This window comes from Methylotenera sp. L2L1 (genome assembly GCF_000744605.1).
In the GTDB taxonomy this organism is placed as follows: Bacteria; Pseudomonadota; Gammaproteobacteria; order Burkholderiales; family Methylophilaceae; genus Methylotenera.
Genome location: NZ_JQMG01000001.1, coordinates 2,532,928 through 2,556,942 on the forward strand (window position 1 = coordinate 2,532,928; position 24,015 = coordinate 2,556,942).

Here is a 24,015-nt window from a genome sequence, read left to right on the forward strand (position 1 = left end):
AAAAGGCATATAAGCATGACAAAATCTGAGCTAATCACACTACTTGCAGAACGTTTTCCGCAATTAGTGATGAAAGATGCAGAGCTTTCAGTGAAGGCAATATTAGACGCAATGTCTGACAACCTAGCGACAGGCGAACGCATTGAAATAAGAGGCTTTGGCAGCTTTAGCTTAAATTATCGTCCACCGCGTTTGGGTCGCAACCCAAAAACTGGCAGCAAAGTTGAGGTACCTGAAAAACATGTACCTCACTTCAAAGCTGGTAAAGAATTACGTGAACGTGTGGATTTAAGCTAGCATTTGCTTTTAAGTTCCAGTCTAAACGGCAACCATTTGGTTGCCGTTTTTTTTATGATGAGATATACAATTAAGGTAAAATAACGTTTGTTTTGAGTTAACCCTCATAATCATATTTAGATATCGCATCGCTTTATTGACAAGCGCCTTATACGCTTAACACAACAACCTTAATCAATTAATAAAGTAGAATAAAATGGAATTTGAGTTCTGGTGGCTATTAGCATTACCTTTATTCTTTAGCTTAGGCTGGATAGCCGCACGTGTTGACCTTAAACAACTACTGGCTGAATCAACCGCCCTGCCAGCCGCCTACTTCAAAGGTCTTAATTTTCTCATCACCAATCAGCACGATAAAGCGATTGAAGCTTTTTCAGAGGCTGTGCAAGCAAATACAGATTCACTTGAGCTGCATTTCGCATTAGGTAGCCTATTCAGAAGACGTGGTGAAGTTGACCGCGCAATTCATTTACACCTTAATTTGCTCTCAAAAAAAGAACTTGAACCACAGCAGAAACTTGCTGTAACCGCAGAGCTCGCTCAAGACTACCTGAAAGCTGGCTTGCTTGATCGCGCTGAAGAACTGTTTGAGACTTTAGATGATGACCGTTATCGCCAACCAGCACTACGCGCATTACTTGAAATCTATGTACGTGAACGTGAGTGGGAACGTGCAATCAAGGCAGCAACAGAACTAGAACGACTATCTGGTGTACCTTTTAGAATTGAGATTTCGCACTACTATTGCGAAATGGCAGTTAAATCCAAGCTCGCCAATGATACTCACAGTGCAAGATTTGAATTGGACTTAGCGCTGAGCGCAAATAAGAACTGCGTGCGTGCAAATGTATTACTCGGAGATCTGGAAGCTGAAGCTGGTGAGCATAAAACTGCCATCTCTACTTGGAAGCGTGTAGAGTTTCAACAACCAGAGTACTTAGGTCTCATCGCACCAAAGTTGCTGACAAGTTACCGTGCTTTGAATGCAACATCAGAAGGGTTAGCTCTATTAAACACGTACTTACAAACATACCAACTCAGTTCATTACTTAACGTATTATATGAAGCTACTTTAGTAGAAGAAGGTGCGGAAAACGCAGCTAAACTGGCACGCACTGAACTGATCAAAATGCCTAGCTTAAACACGTTGGACTTACTGCTACAGGCACGCGCCATTGTTGAGACCAGCCAACCAGAACTTAGCAACCTGCAGGATACGCAACTCATGCAACAGGCGGTTCGCCATGCGATAGGCAACAAAACTGCCTACCATTGTGAACAATGCGGCTTTAAAGCTAAATATCACCACTGGCAATGCCCAGCTTGCAATGCGTGGGAAGCGCTTCCATCAGAACCAACTGCTGTTTAATTAAACGATACACACTATGACCACTTCATTACATACCACTCAACAACTTGACCCAAAAATCATTGTTGCGCTCGATTATGCCGACAGCGCAAGCGCGCTAAAACTAGTAGCGCAATTAGACCCTGCCCTTTGCCGCTTAAAAGTTGGCAAAGAGCTATTTACCAGTGCGGGCCCACAGTTTGTTGAGACCCTAACGCGCTCAAGTTTCGGTGTATTTTTAGATTTAAAATTTCATGACATCCCTAATACTGTTGCTAAAGCTTGCTCTGCGGCAAGTAATTTAGGGGTGTGGATGCTCAATGTGCACGCCAGTGGCGGCACCGAGATGATGCAAGCAGCTAAGCAGGCGGTAGATAGCAGCTCAACCCAACCTCTCCTTATTGCGGTTACCGTGCTCACCAGCATGAATCAGCAAGCCTTAAATCAAATCGGCATCCAAACAGATATCGCCACCCATGTATTGAATCTGGCAACGCTCACTAAACAAGCAGGCTTGGATGGCGTGGTTTGCTCAGCGTTAGAAGCCGAAATATTACGCGCTAAATTAGGTAGTGACTTTTGCTTGGTAACTCCAGGCATTCGCCCTGCCAATGCCAACAAAGATGACCAGTCGCGCGTTGTCACCCCTGCAGATGCACTAAACATGGGGTCTAGCTATCTAGTAATAGGCAGACCTATCACGCAGGCAGCAAACCCGCTAAAAGCATTAGAAGCGATTCATGCCGAGTGCGTGTCTTAACCTATCATTGTATTGAGCTTGTTTGATATTCACTGTTTAAGCTATGATGGGCATCACATTGTTTAATTTTTAAGACAATATTAATAAACAGCCTGAGAACATAACGGAGATTAAAATGAAAAAAATGTTACTAGCATTATTTGTTTTCTTAAGCTTTAGTATCAGTGCGCTAGCCGCAGTGAACATCAACACAGCAACTCAAGCCGAACTGGAGTCCCTCAACGGTATTGGCCCAGTAAAAGCACAAGCAATTATTGATTACCGCAAAAAGAATGGTAACTTCAAATCAGTAGATGAACTCGAAAAAGTAGATGGCGTTGGTGCAGCCACCCTGCAAAGCGTGCGAAAAGACGTCTCAATCAGCGGTAAATCTACAGCCGTAATAACAGACGCTAAAGCAAACGATAGCAAGCCAGCTAAAGCTCCTAAAGCGGTGAGCACAGAAAAAACGGCCGCCACAGGCAAAACTGCCAGCACAAAAGAAGTGAAGTCGACTACTGAGAAAAAGGCTACTAAAGCAGACAAACCAGCCAAAGAGACCCTAGCAGTAGGCACAGAAAAAGCAGCTACTTCAGGCAAATCTGCCGGCACTAAAGAAGTTAAAGCAACTGCTGAGAAAAAAGCGGCTAAAGCAGACAAACCAGCTAAAGAGACCCAGGCAGTAGGCACAGAAAAAGCGGCTACTTCAGGTAAATCTGCTGACACCAAAGAAGCCAAGCCAGCGAAAGCAGAGAAACCAGCAAAGGCTGATAAGAAAGCAACTGACAAAAAAGATACAAAAACAGAAAGCAAAACAAAGAAATCAACAAGTACAGACAAAAAAGCTGCTGCTGATAAAAAAGAGTAGTTTTCGAACGACAATAAAAAAGCCGCTAATCGCGGCTTTTTTATTGTCTAAATCTCACTCGATTATTTAATCATCATGGCCTTTATGTTTATTTTTGTGGTGGCCTTTACCATGTTTGTGCTTACGTTTGTAATCGCCACCGCGAGTTCTAGGTGCAGGCTCATCAATCACCTTACCCACCACCGCACCACCAGCACCGCCCGCAGCCGCTCCCACCACTGCACCAGCAGTACTACCACTTACTTGACGGCCAACATAAGCACCACCAGCACCGCCTGCCGCACCACCAATCACTGCGCCAGCTTGTCCTTTACCCTTGGTTGTGACTGCACCACCAAGACCGCCACCTACAGCGCCGCCAACAATCTCAGCTGTGCTACCACCAACCACGCTACCAATAGCGGTACCTGCTGCGGCTCCTAAGCCACCACCAATTGCAGTTTTGGCATTACTATCTGCAGCCATTGATTGCCCTGAAAGCAGTAACATTGCTAACAACGTAGCATTCATATATTTCATTTAAAATTCCTTCTTAATTTAAATAAGCTTGTACAACTTTTAGTATACAAGCCCAAGCTTTATTCACAACTACCAGTTTATTGCAATCTTCCTGTAGATTGCCAACAGGAAAATAAGTTTAATAAATATTTACTTAACACGCATGCCAGCTTGCGCGCCGCTGTCTGGGCTTAATATATATGGGCCACCACGCTCATCACTAGCGGCTAGCACCATACCCTCACTCATGCCAAACTTCATTTTACGTGGCGCCAGATTGGCCACCATCACCGTCAAACGACCAACTAAACTAGCAGGATCATACGCAGACTTAATACCTGCAAACACTTGGCGTGGCTTATCCTCACCAATATCGAGACTAAGTTTAAGCAGTTTTTCAGCACCTTCTACATGTTCAGCATTCACGATTTTAGCTATGCGCAAATCTACCTTAGTAAAATCATCAATGCTGATATATTCAGCTTCTGTGGCTTCTGCACTAGCTGCTTGCTGATGCTCTGCATGGCGCTGTTGAGAGTGTGGCACTGGTGTTGGTGTCGCTTGTAGATTATCTTTATTCGCCTCTGTCATTGCTTCAATCTGCTTACCTTCAACACGGGTAATCAAATGCTCATAAGCGTTAATACGATGTTGCGGTGACAAGGAGCTAGCAACAGCATCCCAGCTCAACGGTGCAATATTTAAGAACTGCTCAATCTCGCCAGCCAGTTTTGGTAACACTGGTTTCAAATACAGGGTTAATAAACGGAACATTTCCAATGCATCGGAACACACTTCTTGTAAAGCTGCATCTTGGCCTTCTTGCTTTGCCATCACCCAAGGCGCTTTTTCAGCCACAAAGCCATTGGCAACATCAGCCAAACGCATGATTTCACGCAATGCTTTACCGTACTCACGCGCAGTATAACTATCAGCGATGACGTTGGCAGAGACTTTAATTTCAGCTACTACAGGGTTATTAGCAGATGGATTTAATTGCCCTGCAAAACGCTTATTAATAAAACCAGCGGTTCTGCTTGCGATATTGATGTACTTACCCACCAAATCACTATTCACACGCGCCACGAAATCTTCCAAATTCAGGTCGATATCTTCCATCGTGCTGTTTAATTTAGCCGCATAGTAATAGCGTAAATATTCTGGGTTCTTGATATGGTCTAAATAGCTGCGCGCAGTAATAAACGTACCGCGTGACTTACTCATTTTCTCGCCGTTCACGGTTAGGAAACCATGTGCAAAAATTTGGGTAGGCTTGCGATGTTCGGAGTACTCTAAAGTGGCTGGCCAGAATAAGGCGTGGAAATACAAAATATCCTTACCAATAAAATGATAAAGCTCCGTTTGGCTATCTTTCTTCCAATACTCGTCAAAATCCAACCCTTGGTCTGCGCACAACTTCTTAAAGCTAGCCATATAGCCGATTGGTGCATCCAGCCATACATAAAAATACTTACCTGGCGCATCAGGAATTTCAAAACCAAAATAAGGCGCATCACGTGAAATATCCCAATCGTTGAGACCATTTTCAAACCACTCGCCCATCTTGTTAGCAGCTTCACCTTGCAGGGTGCCAGAGCGCGTCCAATCTTTTAAAAACTGCTCACATTCAGATAATTTAAAGAAATAATGCTCGGTCTCTTTGCGCACTGGTACGGCGCCAGAAACAGCAGAGTAGGCATTAATCAACTCTGTCGGGTTATACGTTGCACCACACACCTCACAGCTATCGCCGTATTGGTCTTTAGCGTGGCACTTAGGACACTCGCCTTTAATAAAGCGGTCTGGCAAGAACATATTTTTGACTGGGTCATAAAACTGTTCAATAGTTTTGGTGGAAATTTTTCCCGCGGCTTTTAGTTTTTTGTAAATACTTTGTGAAAGCTCTTTGTTCTCAGGCGCATTCGTAGAGTAATAGTTATCAAACTGTACCAAGAATTCTGAGAAATCTGCTGAATGCTCTTTGTGTACATTGGCAATCAATGTTTCAGGTGTAATGCCTTCTTTTTCAGCACGCAACATGATAGGTGTACCGTGCGTGTCATCTGCACACACATAATGCACATGATGACCTTGCATTTTATGAAAGCGCACCCAAATATCTGTTTGGATGTATTCCACTAAGTGGCCTAAATGAATACTGCCGTTCGCGTACGGTAGTGCTGAAGTAACAAGAATTTTACGAGGATTATTTGCTGTTGCCATGAGATAAATGAATCTATTGAGCTAAAAACCACATTCTAACAAATGCGGCATCGTTCACACAGCAATGATTACTGTTTTTAAGTATGCATACGAAATTAACCAATAATGGTGTGTAGTTTATGCAAAAGTTTGATGTAAAACATACAAGGCTGCACACAATCAGTTAAAATAACCCATTAAATTACTCAAGTTATAAACTTGTAGCGCTACCCAATAATAAATCAGGAATTTACGACATGGCAATTTCAGAACTACTCATTCAAAGCACATTAAAGCTATGTATAGACCCAAACATGGGCAAAGACTTTGTGAGCAGTAAATCAGCAAGAAACATCAAGGTAGATGGCAATGATGTAAGCTTAGATATCGTACTAGGCTACCCTGCTAAATCTGTTCTAGCAGACATACAAAACCACGTAGCACAAGCCCTGTTAGGCATTGAAGGCATCGGCAGAGTTGCGGTTAATGTCAGCAGCAAAATCGTCGCACACAAAGCGCAACAAGGCGTGAGCTTGCTACCGAATGTTAAAAACATTATTGCGGTAGCTTCAGGTAAAGGCGGCGTGGGTAAATCAACTACATCTGTTAACTTGGCGTTAGCACTAGCAGCGGAAGGCGCAAGCGTTGGTTTGCTAGATGCAGATATCTACGGCCCAAGCCAACCACAAATGCTAGGCATTAGCGGCCGACCAGAAAGCCATGATGGCAAAAGCATGGAGCCAATGGAAGCACATGGCATACAGGCAATGTCTATTGGCTTTTTAATCGACACCGACACGCCAATGGTATGGCGTGGCCCGATGGTGACTGGTGCATTAGAACAACTACTGCGCGATACAAAATGGCGCGATCTAGACTACCTAGTGATTGACCTACCGCCTGGCACTGGCGACATTCAACTGACATTGTCACAAAAAATTCCGGTCACTGGTGCGATCATCGTCACCACACCGCAAGACATTGCGTTGCTGGACGCACGTAAAGGTCTCAAAATGTTTGAGAAAGTCAGCATCCCTATTTTAGGCATTGTTGAAAACATGAGCACGCACATCTGCTCTAACTGTGGCCACGAAGAACATATCTTCGGTGCTGGTGGTGGTGAGTTGATGGCAAAAGACTACAACGTAGATTTATTGGGCGCATTACCACTGGATATTGATATCCGTATGCAAGCTGATAGCGGCAAGCCAACGGTGATTGCAAATCCGGATTCTAAAGTAGCCAATATCTACAAAGAAATTGCACGTAAAGCAGCAATTAAGATTGCCAATGCAAGTTTAGATCACAGCGGAAAATTCCCTAACATTGTGATCCAAAATACATAACGTTAATTTCAACAAACTTTAAGCGAATACTTGAAGTGTTTTAAATCTTAAAGGGTAGCGTGCGCTACCCTTTAGTTTTTTAGCTGTATGTGTAGATAGATTGAATTAAAACTCAACACCAAAGCTGTATACATCTACACCACAAGCCGGTGCAATCAGAGTTGCCGGGATCGCAACGCCATTCAACCAGTTATTCACTGCATCTTGCTTACCAGCACCAGTCACCAAGAAAATCACGCCATTTGTATTATCAAGACGATTTTGGCTAATGGTCACGCGCTCAGCAGGTGGTTTTGGCGAGTTAAACACAGGCACTGCATCTGCACTATTATCAACTGCTTGGTTTGGGAACAAGCTAGCGGTGTGTCCATCTTCGCCCAAGCCTAAAATTACCAAGTCAAACGTGCGTACACCAGCCAAGGTTTGTGCATAAGCTTTCGCGCCTTCAATATTACCCAACTCGGCAGGGATATCATGAATCTGATTTTGCGGAATCGCGACATGGTTCAACCATGCATCACGCGCCATTTTGCTATTACGGTCTACGTGGTCTACAGGCAAGCAACGGTCATCATTATGGTAAACATGCCAATTCGCCCAGTCTGCATTTTCTTTAGCAAGTAATTGATACACGCTTTTTGGCGTACTACCACCAGCTAGCACAATTAAAAAGCTACCGTGTTTTTGAATCGCCTCATCTGCAGCCTGCAGAATACGTTTTAATGTCGCCTGATTGATTTCATCTTGCGAATTAAACCGGTACCAACGTGTATGCTGATTATTAGCCAAAGTAAGAGATTTAACTTCAAGTGTTTGTGTGGTTTGCATAAAACAGTGCTGCCTTTTTCGGTATAATTACGTTAATTCATTTAAAGGCGCTATTTTAACCTGAGTGATTCATAAAGTTGCGAAATTATGAATCAATCTAACGAATGTAAAATAGCCGCAGTATTTACAAAAACCTATTTAAGAAAGTTTGAAATAATGGCAAAAAAAATAGATCCTTGTACCTTGGTGCTGTTTGGCGCGAGCGGTAACCTATCTCGCATCAAACTAATGCCTGGTTTGTTTCGCCTAGATGCAGCTGGTCGCCTACCGGAACACATGGTGATTCTTTCAGTTGGCCGCGGTGAAGTAAGCCGCGAAGACTGGCAAGCCGATGTTAAAGGTATGTTGGATGCCAAGTTCAAAAACGGTTACGATCAAAAAGTGTTCGAGCGTTTTATCGCACGTAACCACTATCATTCAAATCCACCAACAGATCCAGATGCGATGAATAAATTGCAAGCAAAACTGTCTGATGAGTCAGTATTCCCACAAAACTTGGCTTATTTCTTATCAGTACGCCCTACTGACTTTGCACCGATTGTTGCACAACTGGCAGAAGTTGGCTTAGTTGATGAAAGCAAATACTGGCGCCGTGTGTTAATTGAGAAACCATTTGGTACAGACTTGCCAAGCGCGCAAGCACTACAAGCTGAGCTGACCAAATACCTAAAAGAGAGCCAAATCTACCGTATTGACCATTACTTAGGTAAATCTGCATTGCAAAATGTGATGCTGACGCGCTTTGCTAACGCAATGTTTGAGCCATTGTGGAACAATGAACACATTGACCACGTACAAATCACCAACAACGAAACACTAGGCGTTGGCGACCGCACCACATTTTACGATGCAACTGGCGCCCTGCGCGACATGGTACAAAGCCACTTGCTACAGACCTTGGCACTGGTTGCGATGGAAAAACCAGCGGACATCAGCCCAGAGAGTATTCGTGCTGAAAAAATCAAGCTACTAGAGTCTATTCGCCCGATTCCAGTAAACGAGCTGAACAAGCATGCTTTCCGTGCACAATACAAAGCTGGCCGCGTGCAAGCTGGTGATGGTCATGGCGAGAACGTAACAGGCTACTTGGAAGAGTTAGCACGTGACGGCGTAACAGAAAGCGTGACAGAAACTTATGCAGCATTAAAACTGTTCATTGATAATCCACGCTGGAAAGGCGTGCCATTCTACGTGCGTACTGCTAAACGCATGCACGAAGGCAACACAGCTATTTCTATCCGCTTCAAAAAAGCACCGATGCAATTGGTAGAAGGCCAACACCAAAACTGGTTAACGCTTAATATTCAGCCTCGCGAATGCATCAAAATGGAAATCGAATCTAAGATTCCAGGCCTGGACGTTGCAACACGTACATTAAGCATTGATGCACCACAACGCCAACAAGGTGATGAGACTATCGATTCTTACGAATCTTTAATGCTCAACTTGATGGAAGGCGACCCATCACTTTACCTGCACATCAGTGAAGTAGAAGCGCAATGGCGTTTGGTAGACCCAGTGGTAAAAGCTTGGATGGCTGATAAATCACCAGTACATCAGTACCCAGCCGGTAGCCGTGACCCACAAGAATCTAGCGTGATTTTCGAGTCTGAAGATCAATTCTGGCGTTACAGCATCGAGCTAGGTGGCGACAAGCGCTAAGCTGTTTTTCGCTGACAAAAGCGTTTTAAGAAGCCTCATATCTTACTCAATAAGTGTGAGGCTTTTTTTCAATCCAAAACCTACAATTTTTCATTGTAATTCAGCGGTTAGGCCTTATAATTCGATTCACTTTAAACCTCTACCAATTTAAACAATTATGAGCATTAAATCAGACAAATGGATTCGCCGCATGGCAGAACAACACGGCATGATCGAGCCATTTGAGCCTAATCAAGTCAAAATGAATGCGGCGGGCGAGCGTATGGTGTCTTATGGCACCTCGAGCTATGGCTACGACATTCGCTGCTCAAAAGAATTTAAGTTATTTACTAACCTCAACAGCACGATTGTGGATCCAAAGAACTTTGATCCAAATTCATTTGTTGAAGTAAACGCAGACTACTGCATTATTCCGCCAAACTCATTTGCACTGGCACGCACAGTGGAATACTTCCGTATTCCACGTAATGTGCTCACCGTGTGTTTAGGTAAATCAACTTACGCACGCTGCGGCATTATCGTGAATGTGACGCCATTTGAACCAGAGTGGGAAGGCTATGTCACACTAGAGTTCAGTAACACCACGCCGTTACCAGCTAAAATTTATGCAAATGAAGGTTGTGCGCAAGTGCTGTTCTTTGAAGCAGACGCAGATGACATTTGCGAAACCAGCTACAAAGACCGTGGTGGCAAGTATCAAGGTCAAGTTGGCGTGACTTTACCAAAAATCTAATACTTGGTGCCTTGGGGCATCAAGTTTATATAACGGGCCAAAAGCTGACGAAAAACAGCTAAGCTAAGCGTATTAAGAGTAAGCGGCAGCGCCATATGCGGAGTCGCCCTCACCATATAATTTAAAGGCATTTGAATGAAATTTCGTTTCCCTGTCATTATCATCGACGAAGACTTCCGATCAGAGAACTCATCAGGCTTAGGTATCCGCGTACTAGCTAAAGCGATTGAAGAAGAAGGCACAGAAGTGCTTGGCGTCACTAGCTACGGCGACCTTACCTCCTTTGCACAGCAGCAAAGTCGTGCCTCAGCCTTCATTCTATCGATTGATGATGAAGAGTTTATCGAAGAAAAACCTGAAGCGATTGAGCAACTACGCAAATTTGTAACGGAAATTCGCCACCGCAACGAAGAAATCCCTATTTTCTTACATGGTGAAACCCGCACCTCACGCCACATTCCTAACGATGTACTGCGCGAATTACATGGCTTCATTCATATGAATGAAGATACACCAGAGTTTGTAGCGCGCTTAATTATCCGCGAAGCCAAAGCTTATCTGGACAGCCTGCCGCCACCATTTTTCAAAGCGTTGACGCATTATGCGGCGGATGGCTCTTACTCATGGCACTGTCCTGGTCATTCTGGAGGTGTAGCGTTTCTAAAATCTCCTGTTGGACAAATGTTTCATCAGTTCTTTGGTGAAAACATGCTACGTGCTGACGTATGTAACGCGGTAGATGAACTTGGTCAACTGCTTGACCATACCGGCCCGGTAGCGGCTTCTGAGCGTAATGCCGCGCGTATTTACAATTGCGACCACTTGTACTTTGTGACTAACGGTACTTCAACCTCCAACAAAATGGTGTGGAACTCTACCGTAGCGCCAGGTGATGTGGTGGTGGTAGACCGCAACTGCCATAAATCAGTATTGCACTCTATTATTATGACAGGCGCAATCCCGGTATTCCTGATGCCTACACGTAACCATTTCGGCATTATCGGCCCAATTCCAAAAAGTGAATTCTCTTGGGAAAACATACAAAAGAAAATTGACCGCAACCCGTTTGCAACCGATAAAACTGTGAAGCCGCGTGTACTCACTATCACGCAATCCACCTATGACGGTGTGTTATACAACGTAGAAGAAATCAAAGAAATGCTGGATGGCAAGATTGATACCCTGCACTTTGACGAAGCTTGGCTGCCGCACGCTACGTTCCATGACTTCTATGGTGACTACCACGCCATTGGCGCAGATCGCCCGCGTTGTAAAGAGTCTATGGTGTTTTCAACGCAATCAACCCACAAACTGCTAGCAGGCTTATCACAAGCCTCGCAGATTCTGGTGCAAGATGCGGAAAATAACCAGCTGGATCGCGACGTATTTAACGAAGCCTACCTCATGCACACCTCTACCAGCCCACAGTACTCTATCGTAGCGAGTATTGACGTTGCTGCTGCTATGATGGAAGCACCAGGCGGCACAGCCTTGGTAGAAGAATCTATCATGGAAGCCCTAGATTTCCGCCGCGCCATGCGTAAAGTGGATGAAGAATGGGGCACTGACTGGTGGTTCAAGGTTTGGGGTCCAAACGATCTGTCAGAAGAAGGCATTGAAGAGCGTGACGCATGGATGCTAAAAGCCAACGAAGGCTGGCACGGTTTTGGTAACCTGGCAGAAGGCTTTAACATGCTAGACCCAATCAAAGCCACCATCATTACCCCAGGCTTGGATATTCACGGTGACTTCTCCGATGAGTTCGGGATTCCAGCTGCAATCGTTACCAAGTACCTTGCTGAACACGGTGTGATTGTTGAAAAAACCGGCTTGTATTCATTCTTTATCATGTTCACCATAGGCATTACCAAAGGCCGCTGGAACACTATGGTAGCCGCACTACAACAGTTTAAAGACGATTACGACAAGAACCAGCCGCTGTGGAAAGTGTTACCTGAATTTGTACAAAAACATCCACGTTATGAACGCATGGGCTTGCGCGACCTATGTGCACAAATTCATGGTGTATACAAAGCTAACGATGTAGCACGCCTCACCACTGAAATGTATCTGTCAGACATGGTGCCGGCAATGAAGCCAACTGATGCGTTCGCAAAAATGGCACATCGTAAGATTGACCGTGTGGCAATTGATGAACTTGAAGGTCGCATTACTGCTGTATTGCTAACCCCTTACCCACCAGGCATTCCGTTATTGATTCCAGGTGAGCAGTTCAACAAAATTATTGTGAGCTACCTCAAGTTCGCACGCGAATTTAACGAACGCTTCCCAGGCTTTGAAACGGACGTACATGGCTTAGTGAAACAAGTGGTTGACGGTAAAGCAATTTACTACGTGGATTGTGTAGAACAGTAATTACTAATAATTAGATTGACGGAATTGAAGCTGTTACTTTCAGCTATGTGACTTACTGATGCGCATTGCTATGCGCATCAGTTACTTAGAAATAATTACTTACGGATGCCAAATTACTTCCGCATGTAAGTAACGTAGCTGAAGTTCAAACCTTTTTCAGAGGTATGTGCTTCGCGTTCAGTTTCTTGCCATTCGGTAGAGGCTAATTTGGGGAAAAACGCATCGCCTGCTACGTCAAGCTCAATTTCGGTGATATACAGCTTATGCGCGAGTTGGAGGCCGGCTTGATACAACTCGGCACCGCCGATTAAGAATACTTCATCATCGTTTTCACATAAGGCGATGGCGGCTTCTAGTGAGTTAGCAACCAGAGCACCCTCAACCTTGTAGCTTTCATTACGCGTCACAATAACCGTGGTGCGGCCCGGCAGCAGTCGCCCGAGCGAATCGTAGGTCTTGCGACCCATAATGATATGATGCCCCATGGTTAAGGCTCTAAAACGCTTTAAATCCTCAGGCAGATGCCAAGGCAGGGTGTTATTGACGCCGATGACACCATCATGCGCAACTGCAACAATAATTGATAACTGCGTCATTAAACAGCCACCTGCCCTTTAATTGCTGGGTGTGGGTCATAGCCTTCTAAAGTAAAGTCTTCAAATTTAAAACCAAAGATATCTTTTACTTCAGAGTTGATGCGCATCGTTGGCAATGGACGCGGATCACGCTTTAGCTGTTCGTGCATTTGCTCAAAATGATTCGAATAGATGTGTGCATCACCTAATGTATGCACAAAGTCACCTAATCTTAGATTACATACCTGCGCTACCATCATGGTAAGCAAGGCATAGGAGGCAATGTTGAAGGGTACACCAAGGAATATATCGGCACTGCGCTGATACAGTTGGCATGAGAGTTTTCCATCTGCAACATAAAACTGAAAGAATGCATGACAAGGAGGCAGTTTCATTTGATCAACATCCGCTACGTTCCAAGCTGATACGATTAAACGACGCGAATCCGGGTTGTTTTTAATCGCATTCACCACCTGTGTAATCTGGTCTATATGCGTACCGTCTGGCTTAGGCCAGTTACGCCATTGGTAACCATATACAGGGCCTAGGTTGCCATTTTCATCGGCCCACTCATCCCAGATGCGTACGCCATTTTCTTTTAAATATGCAATATTGGTGCTGCCTTGCAAGAACCATAGCAGCTCATGAATGATAGATTTTAAATGTACTTTTTTGGTAGTAAGTAAGGGAAAACCCTCTGCCAAATTAAAGCGCATTTGGTAGCCAAATACAGAAACCGTACCGGTGCCGGTACGGTCTTCTTTTTTATTACCATGCTCAAGCACGTGTTGCACTAAGTCTATGTATTGTTTCATCTTTCTCCCATCACTCTGGTCTCTGTCATTCTGGCGTAGGCCAGAATCCAGTCAAGTAAGTTCATGATACAAATCGCGCCACTCAGGATTTATCTGCTCAATAATGCGGATTTTCCATTGCCTGTGCCAGGACTTAAGTGCCTTTTCTCTAGTAATGGCAGATTCCATAGTTGCATGCGGCTCAACCCAAACAAGGTGATGCACCGCATACTTTTTAGTAAAACCATCTACGACATTATTTTTATGTTGCCAAACTCGGCCGATTAAATCGGAGGTAACTCCAATATAAAGCGTGCCATTTCTTCCGCTAGCTAAAATATAAACATACGGCTACATATTTACCTTGCCTAGATTCTGGCCTGTGCCAGAATGACGAGGTTAAACGTTTTTAACAATAAACTCTTTAATAGCAGCAGCACTAGCATCCATCACGGTAAACTTCTGCGGTAATGCTTCGATACCATTTAATGCTGCAGGACGCTCAGGAGCGTGACCTAAGGATTCAACGATAGCGTCTTCAAACTTGGCCGGCAATGCAGTCTCCAACACCACCATTGGTGTGTTTGTATCTAAATGCTCTAATGCAACTTTTAAGCCGTCTGCCGTGTGCGTATCAATTACCACGTCATATTTAGCTTTAGTGTCGCGTATTGTTTGCATACGATGTACATGATTACTGCTACCAGATACAAAACCGTAATCAGCGATTTTTGCGAAATAGCCGTCCGCGTTCAAATCAAAGCTGTCACCGCTATCAACCTTGCTCCACAGGGCGCGTGTTTTATCGCTATCACGCCCTACCAAATCAAACACAAAGCGTTCGAAGTTAGAGGCCTTGCTGATATCCATAGATGGGCTAGAGGTGTGGTAGGTATTAGCTGAACCGCGTGGGCTGTATACGCCAGTTTTAAAGAACTCGTCTAATACATCGTTCTCATTGGTTGCAACCACCAGCTTATCAACTGGCAAGCCCATCATGCGCGCAATATGACCGGCACATACGTTACCAAAGTTGCCTGACGGTACTGAGAAGCTAACCTTTTGGCTGTTATTTTGCGTCACGGCAAAGTAGCCTTTAAAGTAGTAAACCACTTGCGCTACGATACGGCCCCAGTTGATAGAGTTTACTGCGCCAATTTTATATTCTGACTTAAATACTGCGTCGTTAGATACAGCTTTCACCATATCCTGACAGTCATCAAATACGCCGTTCACTGCAATATTGTAGATATTGTCATCTTGCAGGCTAAACATCTGCGCAGTTTGGAAGCGGCTCATTTTCTTATGCGGTGATAGCATAAACACACGAATGCCTTTTTTACCGCGCATCGCATATTCAGCTGCTGAGCCAGTATCACCAGAGGTTGCGCCTAGAATATTGGTGGTTTTGCCTTCTTTCGTCAGCACATATTCAAATAAGTTACCCAGTAACTGCATGGCCATATCTTTAAACGCTAATGTAGGGCCATTAGAAAGGCTGAGCAAATATAGGTTTTGTTCCAGCTTTAATGTTGGCGTAATATCCGCAGCATTTTGACCAGCACGGGTAAATGCATACACGTCAGCACGGTAAGTTTTATCGATAATCGCTTTTAAATCAGCGGCAGGAATATCATCGACAAAGCGTGACAAGATGGCAAACGCCAAATCAGCATATGACATACCGCGCATCGCGGTTAAATCAGCATCAGTGAATTGCGGGTAGGTTTCTGGCAGATACAAACCGCCATCTGGCGCTAAACCGCCTAATAAAATTTGGCTAAAACTTAAAGCAGGCGATTGCCCGCGCGTACTGATATATTTCATAAAATCTCTCAAACATTCTTACGTCATACCGACGGAAGTCGGTATCTAGGGTCTTATTAACTATCTCTAACTTAACAGCTTTAAGCCACTAGATTCCGTGTCAAGCACGGAATGACAGGCTCTAATTAAATAATACTTGGGTACAAATCATTCCAGTACGGGTTGAACTTCTCAATCAACTCTAACTTCCATTGAAGCTTCCACTCTTTAATCTGCTTTTCTCGCAAAATCACAGATGCAATATCATCTGCCAGCTCGTACCACAATAAATCGTGAACTGTGTACCTTTTGGTAAATCCTTCTACCAAATCATTTTTATGCTGCCATATTCGCTTAGGTAAATCAGAGGTGACACCTACGTACAAAGTGCCATTCCTCTTACTCGCCAAAATATAAACACAAGGCTGCACAGACTATGCAACCTCGTTGTGATTATTTTGCAAGTTCTTCCATACGAATGCGCACTACTTTGCCGGTAATCGCCTCAAGCGCTTCGATAGCGGCAATCGCGGCATTGATGTTTTTCTCAATGGTGATATGCGTCAATATCACGATATCCGCTTCCGTTTCGTTCTCGTCCGGCTCTTTTTGTAACATTGCATCGATTGAGATGCTGCGATCACCTAAGATTTTAGTCACATCAGCCAATACACCTGGTTTATCGCTCGCACGCAAACGTAGGTAATAGGCACTTTGTACTTCGTCAATTGGTAAAATTGCCAAGTCTTGCACTTGCTCTGGCTGGAACGCTAGGTAAGGTACACGCTGCGCGCTGGTTGCATCGATTAAACGTGCAACATCCATCAAATCAGCCACCACAGCACTTGCTGTAGGCTCTGCACCCGCACCCGCACCGTAATAAAGTGTTGGGCCAACGGCATCACCCTTCACTACTACCGCGTTCATGGCGCCATTCACGTTAGCCACCAAACGCTTCTCAGGGATTAAAGTCGGGTGTACGCGTAGCTCAACACCATTATCGTTGCGCTTAGTAATGCCAAGCAACTTCACACGGTAGCCTAGTTCTTCAGCGTACTTGATATCGACCTGCTCTAGTTTGGTAATCCCTTCAGTGTAAGCTTGCTCAAACTTCATCGGCATACCAAAAGCGATAGCAGACATAATGGTCAACTTGTGCGCAGCATCGATGCCTTCTACGTCAAAAGTCGGGTCAGCTTCGGCATAACCTAAGCGCTGTGCTTCGCCTAATACATCAGCAAAATTCAGGCCTTTTTCGCGCATTTCCGTCAGAATAAAATTAGTCGTGCCATTGATAATACCGGCGACCCATTCAATGCGGTTAGCGCCAAGACCTTCACGTAAAGCTTTAATAATAGGGATGCCGCCAGCCACCGCCGCTTCAAACGCCACAATCACGTTGTTTGCTTTTGCTGCTGCAAAAATCTCGTTACCGTGCAAAGCAATCAGCGCTTTATTCGCTGTTACTACATGTTTTTTGTTGGCAATCGCTTTTAACACTAGTTCACGGCTTAAAGTATAGCCGCCAATTAACTCGACCACTACATCTACCGCTGGGTTGTTTACCACAGCAAATGCATCATCGGTCACATCCGCATCAGCAGCCAGCGCTTTAGCATTCGCTAAATTTCGATCTGCCACTTGCACTACATTAATTGCCACACCGGTACGGCGTGTAATTTCAGATGCATTTCGTTTTAAAACTGTATAAGTACCACCGCCTACTGTACCTAAGCCCAATATCCCAACATTTAACTGTTTCAAGCTTTTGCTCCATCTAATTTTGATTCATGCTTTTTTCTATAATTTTCTAAGAACCTAGCAATACGTTTAATCGCCTCAGTTAAATCATCCACATTTGGTAAAAACACCACGCGGAAATGATCTGGCGTTTTCCAATTAAATCCTGTGCCTTGGACTAATAGCACTTTTTCTTCTAACAATAAATCTAGGATGAACTTTTGGTCGTCTTCAATTGGGTAGACTTTTGGGTCTAACCTTGGAAATAGATACATCGCAGCCTGTGGCTTAGTACAGGTCACACCCGGGATTGCAGTAAGCAGCTCATAAGCAATATCACGTTGTTTACACAAGCGACCCTCTGGCGCTACTAAGTCTTCAATACTCTGATATCCACCTAATGCGGTTTGAATGGCTAATTGACCCGGCACGTTGGCACATAAACGCATTGAAGCCAGCATATTCAGGCCTTCAATGTAGTCCTTCGCATGTTTCTTCTCACCACTTAAAATCATCCATCCTGCACGATAACCGCAAGTGCGGTAGTTCTTTGATAAGCCATTAAACGTGACAAACAAGACGTCATCTGCTAGCGAGGCTATCGAAGTATGCTCGTTACCATCGTATAAAACTTTATCGTAAATTTCATCTGCAAAAATCACTAAACCATGATGGCGTGCAATTTCTACAATACCTTCTAAAATCTCACGTGGGTAAAGTGCACCTGTCGGATTGTTAGGGTTAATTACCACAATACCGCGCGTATTGGCTGTGATTTTCGACTCAATATCTTTAAGATTTGGCATCCAGCCGGTTTCTTCATCACAGAGATAGTGACGTGCAGTACCGCCTGCCAAGGTTACCGCAGCAGTCCATAACGGATAATCCGGCATTGGTACCAAAATCTGGTCACCATTATTCAACAAGCCTTGCATAGACATCACAATCAGCTCAGACACACCGTTGCCGATAAAGATATCGTCTACAGTCACGCCTTTGATATGCTTACTTTGCGTGTAATGCATGATTGATTTGCGCGGTTCGAATAGACCTTTACTATCTGTATAGCCACCCGCTTTCGCCATATTGCGAATCACATCCTGCTGAATCTCTTCAGGCACTTCAAACCCGAATGAGGCAGGGTTGCCAATATTAAGCTTGATGATGTGATGACCGTCTTCCTCCATCTCGCGTGCGCGCTGTAGCACAGGGCCACGAATGTCGTAACAGACATTGTTAAGTTTATTAGATTTATGTAAAGGCTGCATAATGCGTGAATTCGTGCTTAAAAAAGCTTATTAGTGAAAGGCATTAGTTTACATTAGAATGAGGCTTTGATTCAATGAAGCTAAGAGAATTAAGCCTCAGAGATTAAAGGCAAAATAGGCAATGAAACTACATTTAACCACCGCTGAAAATCACAACCTAATTACTGCGTATAGCGAAAGCTATATTGAAATTAACAAACAGCGATACTCACAAAACCTGATTGTTATGCCAGAGACCATTATTCTTGATTGGAATGCAGAAAATGTGCACACATTGAATAATGATCATTTCCAACAGATAATCAAATTAAAACCAGAAGTTGTGCTACTAGGCACAGGTAAAACACATTTGTTTTTACATCCTAAAAACCACCAAATACTTACTGAAAGTGGCATTGCGATTGAATGTATGACAACCGCCGCCGCCTGCCGTACCTATAATATATTAATGAGTGAAGGCAGATTAGTTGCTGCTGCACTGATACTTTAGTTAAATCTAGCTCTGCGACCGCTTTTAATTAAGCGTTTATTCTCAAATTCCGAGAGTATTGAAGGTCTTGCCCTTTCAATTCAATCATGCCGATCAATCCAGATGTAGTTCACAAAGCGTAAGTTCGAAGGGGTAAGTAAATCCCCCTTCTACCTAAATTAAATACTATTTAGTCCGCTGTCGGACTTTTATATCTGGATAACCAATGCGCATAGGGTGGAGGCAATGTCCAAGCAGGACTTTCTTTGCCTAACTCTTTTGCTGCTTGATATGACCAATTTGGATTCTCTAAATGAGCGCGACCTATCATCGCTAAATCCAACTCTTCATTGAGTATCGCTTGATCGGCAAGCCTAGGTGCTCCAAAGCCCCATGCGGACGAAACCGCTATATTAGCTTCATTGCGAACACGTTGAGCAATAGGTGCAAGAAATGCCGGTCCCCAAGGGATATTGGTTTGTGGAATAGTGAACCCAACACTGACACTTAACATATCCAGCCCAAGTTGCTTCCACTCTTTCACCAATTGAATAGATTCGTTCAATGTCTCTTCATCGTTGCCATCGTATTCTAAAACGCCAAATCTAGCCGTTAATGGCAAGTTATCTGGCCAAACCTTCCTAACTGCCGATAACACCTCACGGCTGAATCGCGCTCTATTCTCGTAGCTACCACCATACTCGTCTGTTCTGGCATTTGAATGCGGTGAGAAGAAACTTTGCCCTAGATATCCATGAGCCATGTGCAACTCTATCCACTCAAAACCTGCGTCAAGCGCACGTTGAGCAGCTGCAACAAAATCATTCTGCACACGCTTGATTTCTGTCACTGTCATTTCTGTTGGCACTCGGGGAAGATCACCACCGAATGCGATTGCAGATGGTGCAATCGGTTGCCATGCATCATTATTTTCTGCGGGGATGTGGTCATCACCTTCCCATGGGATATTGGCACTTGCTTTACGTCCAGCATGCGCAATCTGAATACCCGGAACAGCACCTGATGCTTTGATTGCTGCGGCTACTTCACGCAACTGAACAGCTTGATCATCATTCCACAGCCCTAAGCAATGTGGCGTAATACGACCTTCTGGCGATACTGCAGTGGCTTCTACAATCACCAGCCCGCTACCGCCACGCGCCAAGCTAGCATAATGCACTTTATGCCAGTCATTAGCTAAGCCATCGACAGCCATGTATTGGCACATCGGAGGAATTGCAATCCTGTTCTTTAATTTAACGCCTTTTAATTGATACGGAGAAAATAAATCTGCCATGGTGATCCTTTGTTTATCTAAATGATTTACTGAAGCAACAAATAGCATTGTATCATTGTTCGAATAATATAGAACAATAGAATTTTAAGCGTGAATGTGTTAAATTTAACGCATGCGACAAATTAAACACCCCACCATAGAGCAAGTCGAACTAACAGACATCATGTACGCGCTTGCCGACCCTACTCGCTTGGAAATTATTGCCCTGCTTGCAAAGGCTGGTAGAAAACTGACCTGTGGGGAAATTAACTTGAATCGTCCAAAATCAAGTATGTCGCATCATTTCAAAATTCTTCGAGGTGCAGGTCTTGTTCAAACCTTAATAGAAGGTACAGAACACATGAACTCTTTGAGGCTTGAGGAAATTGAACAAAAATACCCAGGAGTGTTGAACGCTGTTTTAAGGGTAGTAACAAAAGATTGAATTTCAGCCTACGGCTAGGCTAACTGCACTCAAACAGCTTTGCTTGGTTACTGATTTGTAAAGTAGCGACAATGGCGCCTGCCACTTCTTTACAAATCGCAATTTAAAGATTAAAACTCTTCCCACTCTTCTGCATTAGTACTTTTAGTTTTGATTGCCGAATCAACACTTACGAGCTTAATTAAACTACTTTGTTTAGATTTAATTTTAGGAGTATTGTTTAACTTAACTTGATTGAACTCAGTAGCAGAGGTTTTAAAGCCATTAACAGCTTCAACCATTTGGTGCGCCTGTTCCATTAATGACTCGGCAGTAGCAGCAGCCTCTTCCACTAAAGCGGCATTTTGCTGGGTAGTCTCATCCATCGTTGTAATAGCTGTATTGACCTGATCTATCCCTAAGCTTTGCTCCTGGGATGCGGAACTAATTTCACTAATAATAACCGAGACACGTTTCACTGACTCAACAATCTCTTCCATTGTATTAGCGGCCACTTCAACTTGCCTTGTTCCTTCGGCAGTTTTTGTTACAGAGTCCACAATTAGCTCTTTAATTTCTTTAGCAGCACTTGCAGAGCGTTGAGCTAAGTTGCGAACTTCACCGGCTACTACGGCAAATCCACGGCCTTGTTCTCCAGCTCTTGCAGCCTCAACAGCTGCATTTAAGGCAAGAATATTTGTTTGGAATGCAATACCATTAATCACTGAAATAATATCTTCAATTTTTTTAGCGCTATTATTAATCGCACTCATACTGCTGATGACTTCCGATACAACGTCCCCACCCTTAACTGCAACATTTGATGCAGCTAAGGCGAGCTGATTAGCTTGGATTGCATTGCTTGCATTTTGTTTAACTGTTGAAGCCAGCTCCTCCATGCTTGATGCAGTTTCTTCAAGCGAAGATGCTTGCTCTTCGGTGCGCTGCGACAGTGCATTGTTGCCTGAGGCAATCTCTTGAGCAGCATTATTAATAGACTCAGCAGCTTGTTTAATGGTAATAATAGGCTCAGTAATGAGTGCTAAAGTATTATTGACACCTTCGACAATTTTTCTGAAATCACCTTGATGCATATTGACATCTGCACGCACATAAATATTTCCATCTTTTGCTGACTCAGCTAATTTACCAGTGTCCTGAATTAAAAGATTAATTGCATGAATACACGTGTTAAGGTTATTTTGTATCTTAATAAAATCACCTTTGTACGCCTCATTAATGGGGTTCGGAATATTGCCACTTGCAATGCTGTCCATACACTGAGCAGCCGCGTTTAACGGACTAATCACAGAGTCTAATGTGTTATTCACACCCTGAACAATTTTCTTATAGTCACCCCAATGTTTGGAAGTATCCGCTCTCACTGACAGTTTGCCATCAGAAGCTGCATCAGCAAGCATTTGAGTATCTGTAATAAGAGATTTCAATGCCTGCGCACAAGCATTTATATTTTGTTTTAATATATTAAAATCACCGTTAAAGTTCTCAGTAATAGGCTCAGGGATATTACCGTCAGCAAAGCTTTTAATGTAATCAGCAGCTATCCCTATAGGGCCTACTACAGCATCTAAAGTTGCGTTAAATCCTTCTACAATTTTACGAAAATCCCCTTGATGTTTACTATTGTCAGCACGTATATTTAAATTCCCAGCAAGAGCAGCTTCTGACAATAAATTTACATCTGAAATTAAGCTTTTTAAATTTGCTCTCACTTCCTCAATGGTGTGATTGATAAATACTTTTTTACCTGGAAAAACTTCAAGTGGTGCATTAAAGTTACCTTTACCAAACTCATTGACGACTGATAATGCCTTCTTATTCATGTCAATATGACCACCAACCATCGAGTTAATCCCAATCACAAGTGTACTAAATGCTCCTTCAAACTGTTCTGACTTAAGAGCATGGTCAATATCCCCCTCATCATGCTTTTTAGACATTTGGTTAAGCTCGCTAACAATTGTCTGAATTACACCACCCATATGTTGCATTTCTTTAAGCAACTTTCCCGTTTCATCATTGTAAAAGTTATTAACTTTTGAATCTAAATTGCCTTTTGCAATATTCTGTGAGATTTTTAAGGCCTGACTTAAAGGCTCTGTAATTGAATAGGTAATTAATAATGCTGTTGCGATTCCTATAACAATTGCAATTAATACGAAGATTTCAATTTCAAATATAGTACTTTTAACAATATCAGAAAGCGCTAATGACGATGCCTTTGTACTCTCACTATTAAGCTTTAATAACTCTTTAAGGGCTTGGTTTAGTGGCTTATCAGCACCTTTAATAGATGCATCAATTTCAGCAATTGATACATCGTTATTTTTAAGCTGCACTGCCTCACTCATCGAGCGCTTATAGTTTGCAACACCTGCATAAATATTATCCAGAAGACTTATCTCGTCTTTTGTTAAGCTACCAACGGCTTTGTATTGATCAACAGACTCAATAATTGCATCCATGTTTTGATTAAACTTTTGCTCATAATCATCCCCACGGAGTATAAAGTTTTTAAAATATTGAATACCGTTACTAAGACCCGTTGATGCGTTTTCAATGTAGTTTCGTTTTTGTAAAGTGACAGACTCAAAGTCAGACCATGTAGATTCCACATTTTTTAACCCTTGATACGAGAGTATTGATATTAGGATTGTTAAGCCAATAATGACTGCATAACTAAATCCCAATCTAGATCGAACACTTAAATTCATAAAAATTGAAAACATTAGGCAACCTTTACAT

Annotated in this window: 22 protein-coding genes; 10 read left to right on the forward strand and 12 right to left on the reverse strand. The window is 43.3% G+C overall.

Annotated elements, in window-relative coordinates:
* Positions 1-15: 15 nt before the first annotated feature.
* From FG24_RS11930 to FG24_RS12985, 4 genes are all read left to right on the forward strand, one after another.
* Positions 16-297 carry an integration host factor subunit beta gene (locus FG24_RS11930; protein WP_015832458.1) on the forward strand — a complete coding sequence of 94 codons (282 nt, stop codon included), beginning with the start codon at positions 16-18 and terminating at the stop codon, positions 295-297.
* A gap of 196 nt (positions 298-493) precedes the next feature.
* Positions 494-1,666 carry a lipopolysaccharide assembly protein LapB gene (gene lapB / locus FG24_RS11935; protein WP_036303640.1) on the forward strand — a complete coding sequence of 391 codons (1,173 nt, stop codon included), beginning with the start codon at positions 494-496 and terminating at the stop codon, positions 1,664-1,666.
* 16 nt (positions 1,667-1,682) lie between these two features.
* Positions 1,683-2,405 (forward strand): orotidine-5'-phosphate decarboxylase, encoded by a 723-nt coding sequence (gene pyrF, locus FG24_RS11940; protein WP_036303641.1) that lies wholly within the window; start codon positions 1,683-1,685, stop codon positions 2,403-2,405.
* A 115-nt stretch (positions 2,406-2,520) separates the two neighbouring features.
* The gene (locus tag FG24_RS12985) at positions 2,521-3,252 is read left to right on the forward strand and encodes a ComEA family DNA-binding protein (RefSeq protein WP_036303642.1); all 732 of its coding nucleotides are present in this window, start codon (positions 2,521-2,523) and stop codon (positions 3,250-3,252) included.
* Between the two features lie 66 nt (positions 3,253-3,318).
* On the opposite strand, the gene FG24_RS11950 is transcribed toward FG24_RS12985, so the two are convergent.
* A complete protein-coding gene (locus tag FG24_RS11950) occupies positions 3,319-3,771 on the reverse strand; it encodes a glycine zipper domain-containing protein (RefSeq protein WP_036303643.1) in 453 nt (150 codons plus the stop codon).
* A gap of 129 nt (positions 3,772-3,900) precedes the next feature.
* A complete protein-coding gene (gene metG / locus FG24_RS11955; protein ID WP_036303644.1) occupies positions 3,901-5,973 on the reverse strand; it encodes a methionine--tRNA ligase in 2,073 nt (690 codons plus the stop codon).
* Positions 5,974-6,209: 236 nt separating this feature from the next.
* Between metG and apbC the strand changes: the two genes are divergently transcribed.
* Positions 6,210-7,298, forward strand: a complete 1,089-nt coding sequence (gene apbC, locus FG24_RS11960) for an iron-sulfur cluster carrier protein ApbC (protein ID WP_036303645.1) — start codon at positions 6,210-6,212, stop codon at positions 7,296-7,298.
* Between the two features lie 105 nt (positions 7,299-7,403).
* Here the strand turns inward: apbC and pgl are convergent, their stop codons facing one another.
* Positions 7,404-8,126, reverse strand: coding sequence for a 6-phosphogluconolactonase (gene pgl, locus FG24_RS11965; RefSeq protein ID WP_200876895.1), 723 nt, complete (start codon positions 8,124-8,126; stop codon positions 7,404-7,406).
* Between the two features lie 156 nt (positions 8,127-8,282).
* On the opposite strand from pgl, the gene zwf reads away from it, so the two are divergent.
* The 3 genes from zwf (at position 8,283) to FG24_RS11980 (ending at position 12,897) form a co-directional block, all read left to right on the forward strand.
* Positions 8,283-9,788 carry a glucose-6-phosphate dehydrogenase gene (zwf, locus tag FG24_RS11970; protein WP_036303646.1) on the forward strand — a complete coding sequence of 502 codons (1,506 nt, stop codon included), beginning with the start codon at positions 8,283-8,285 and terminating at the stop codon, positions 9,786-9,788.
* A 157-nt stretch (positions 9,789-9,945) separates the two neighbouring features.
* On the forward strand, positions 9,946-10,521 hold the full coding sequence (gene dcd, locus FG24_RS11975; RefSeq protein ID WP_036303647.1) for a dCTP deaminase: 576 nt from the start codon (positions 9,946-9,948) through the stop codon (positions 10,519-10,521).
* Positions 10,522-10,656: 135 nt separating this feature from the next.
* Complete coding sequence (locus FG24_RS11980; RefSeq protein ID WP_036303648.1) at positions 10,657-12,897, forward strand: arginine/lysine/ornithine decarboxylase; 2,241 nt, start codon at positions 10,657-10,659, stop codon at positions 12,895-12,897.
* Between the two features lie 113 nt (positions 12,898-13,010).
* Here the strand turns inward: FG24_RS11980 and FG24_RS11985 are convergent, their stop codons facing one another.
* The 7 genes from FG24_RS11985 to FG24_RS12010 all read right to left on the reverse strand — a co-directional run bounded on the left by FG24_RS11985 (position 13,011) and on the right by FG24_RS12010 (position 19,080).
* The gene (locus tag FG24_RS11985; RefSeq protein ID WP_036303650.1) at positions 13,011-13,493 is read right to left on the reverse strand and encodes a dihydrofolate reductase; all 483 of its coding nucleotides are present in this window, start codon (positions 13,491-13,493) and stop codon (positions 13,011-13,013) included.
* The gene (locus FG24_RS11990; protein WP_036303653.1) at positions 13,493-14,287 is read right to left on the reverse strand and encodes a thymidylate synthase; all 795 of its coding nucleotides are present in this window, start codon (positions 14,285-14,287) and stop codon (positions 13,493-13,495) included. The genes FG24_RS11985 and FG24_RS11990 overlap by 1 nt, the downstream gene beginning before the upstream one ends.
* 51 nt (positions 14,288-14,338) lie before the next feature.
* Entirely contained in the window at positions 14,339-14,605 is a 267-nt protein-coding gene (locus FG24_RS12595; protein WP_081880985.1) for a GIY-YIG nuclease family protein, read from the reverse strand.
* Positions 14,606-14,665: 60 nt separating this feature from the next.
* Entirely contained in the window at positions 14,666-16,093 is a 1,428-nt protein-coding gene (thrC, locus tag FG24_RS11995) for a threonine synthase (protein ID WP_036303655.1), read from the reverse strand.
* A 125-nt stretch (positions 16,094-16,218) separates the two neighbouring features.
* Positions 16,219-16,503 carry a GIY-YIG nuclease family protein gene (locus FG24_RS12000; protein ID WP_036303658.1) on the reverse strand — a complete coding sequence of 95 codons (285 nt, stop codon included), beginning with the start codon at positions 16,501-16,503 and terminating at the stop codon, positions 16,219-16,221.
* Positions 16,504-16,525: 22 nt separating this feature from the next.
* Positions 16,526-17,836: a homoserine dehydrogenase gene (locus tag FG24_RS12005; protein ID WP_036303659.1), complete on the reverse strand. Its 1,311-nt coding sequence runs from the start codon at positions 17,834-17,836 to the stop codon at positions 16,526-16,528.
* The gene (locus tag FG24_RS12010; protein ID WP_036303661.1) at positions 17,833-19,080 is read right to left on the reverse strand and encodes a pyridoxal phosphate-dependent aminotransferase; all 1,248 of its coding nucleotides are present in this window, start codon (positions 19,078-19,080) and stop codon (positions 17,833-17,835) included. Before FG24_RS12010 ends, FG24_RS12005 begins: the two co-directional genes overlap by 4 nt.
* A gap of 121 nt (positions 19,081-19,201) precedes the next feature.
* On the opposite strand from FG24_RS12010, the gene FG24_RS12015 reads away from it, so the two are divergent.
* Positions 19,202-19,570 (forward strand): Mth938-like domain-containing protein, encoded by a 369-nt coding sequence (locus FG24_RS12015; RefSeq protein WP_036303663.1) that lies wholly within the window; start codon positions 19,202-19,204, stop codon positions 19,568-19,570.
* 169 nt (positions 19,571-19,739) lie between these two features.
* Here FG24_RS12015 and FG24_RS12020 read toward each other — a convergent pair whose 3' ends face one another.
* A complete protein-coding gene (locus FG24_RS12020) occupies positions 19,740-20,846 on the reverse strand; it encodes an NADH:flavin oxidoreductase/NADH oxidase (RefSeq protein ID WP_036304368.1) in 1,107 nt (368 codons plus the stop codon).
* Between the two features lie 112 nt (positions 20,847-20,958).
* Here FG24_RS12020 and FG24_RS12025 point away from each other — a divergent pair, with 112 nt between their 5' ends.
* Positions 20,959-21,270, forward strand: a complete 312-nt coding sequence (locus FG24_RS12025) for an ArsR/SmtB family transcription factor (protein ID WP_036303666.1) — start codon at positions 20,959-20,961, stop codon at positions 21,268-21,270.
* Positions 21,271-21,380: 110 nt separating this feature from the next.
* On the opposite strand, the gene FG24_RS12950 is transcribed toward FG24_RS12025, so the two are convergent.
* Positions 21,381-23,999 (reverse strand): methyl-accepting chemotaxis protein, encoded by a 2,619-nt coding sequence (locus FG24_RS12950; RefSeq protein WP_036303670.1) that lies wholly within the window; start codon positions 23,997-23,999, stop codon positions 21,381-21,383.
* Positions 24,000-24,015: the final 16 nt, after the last annotated feature.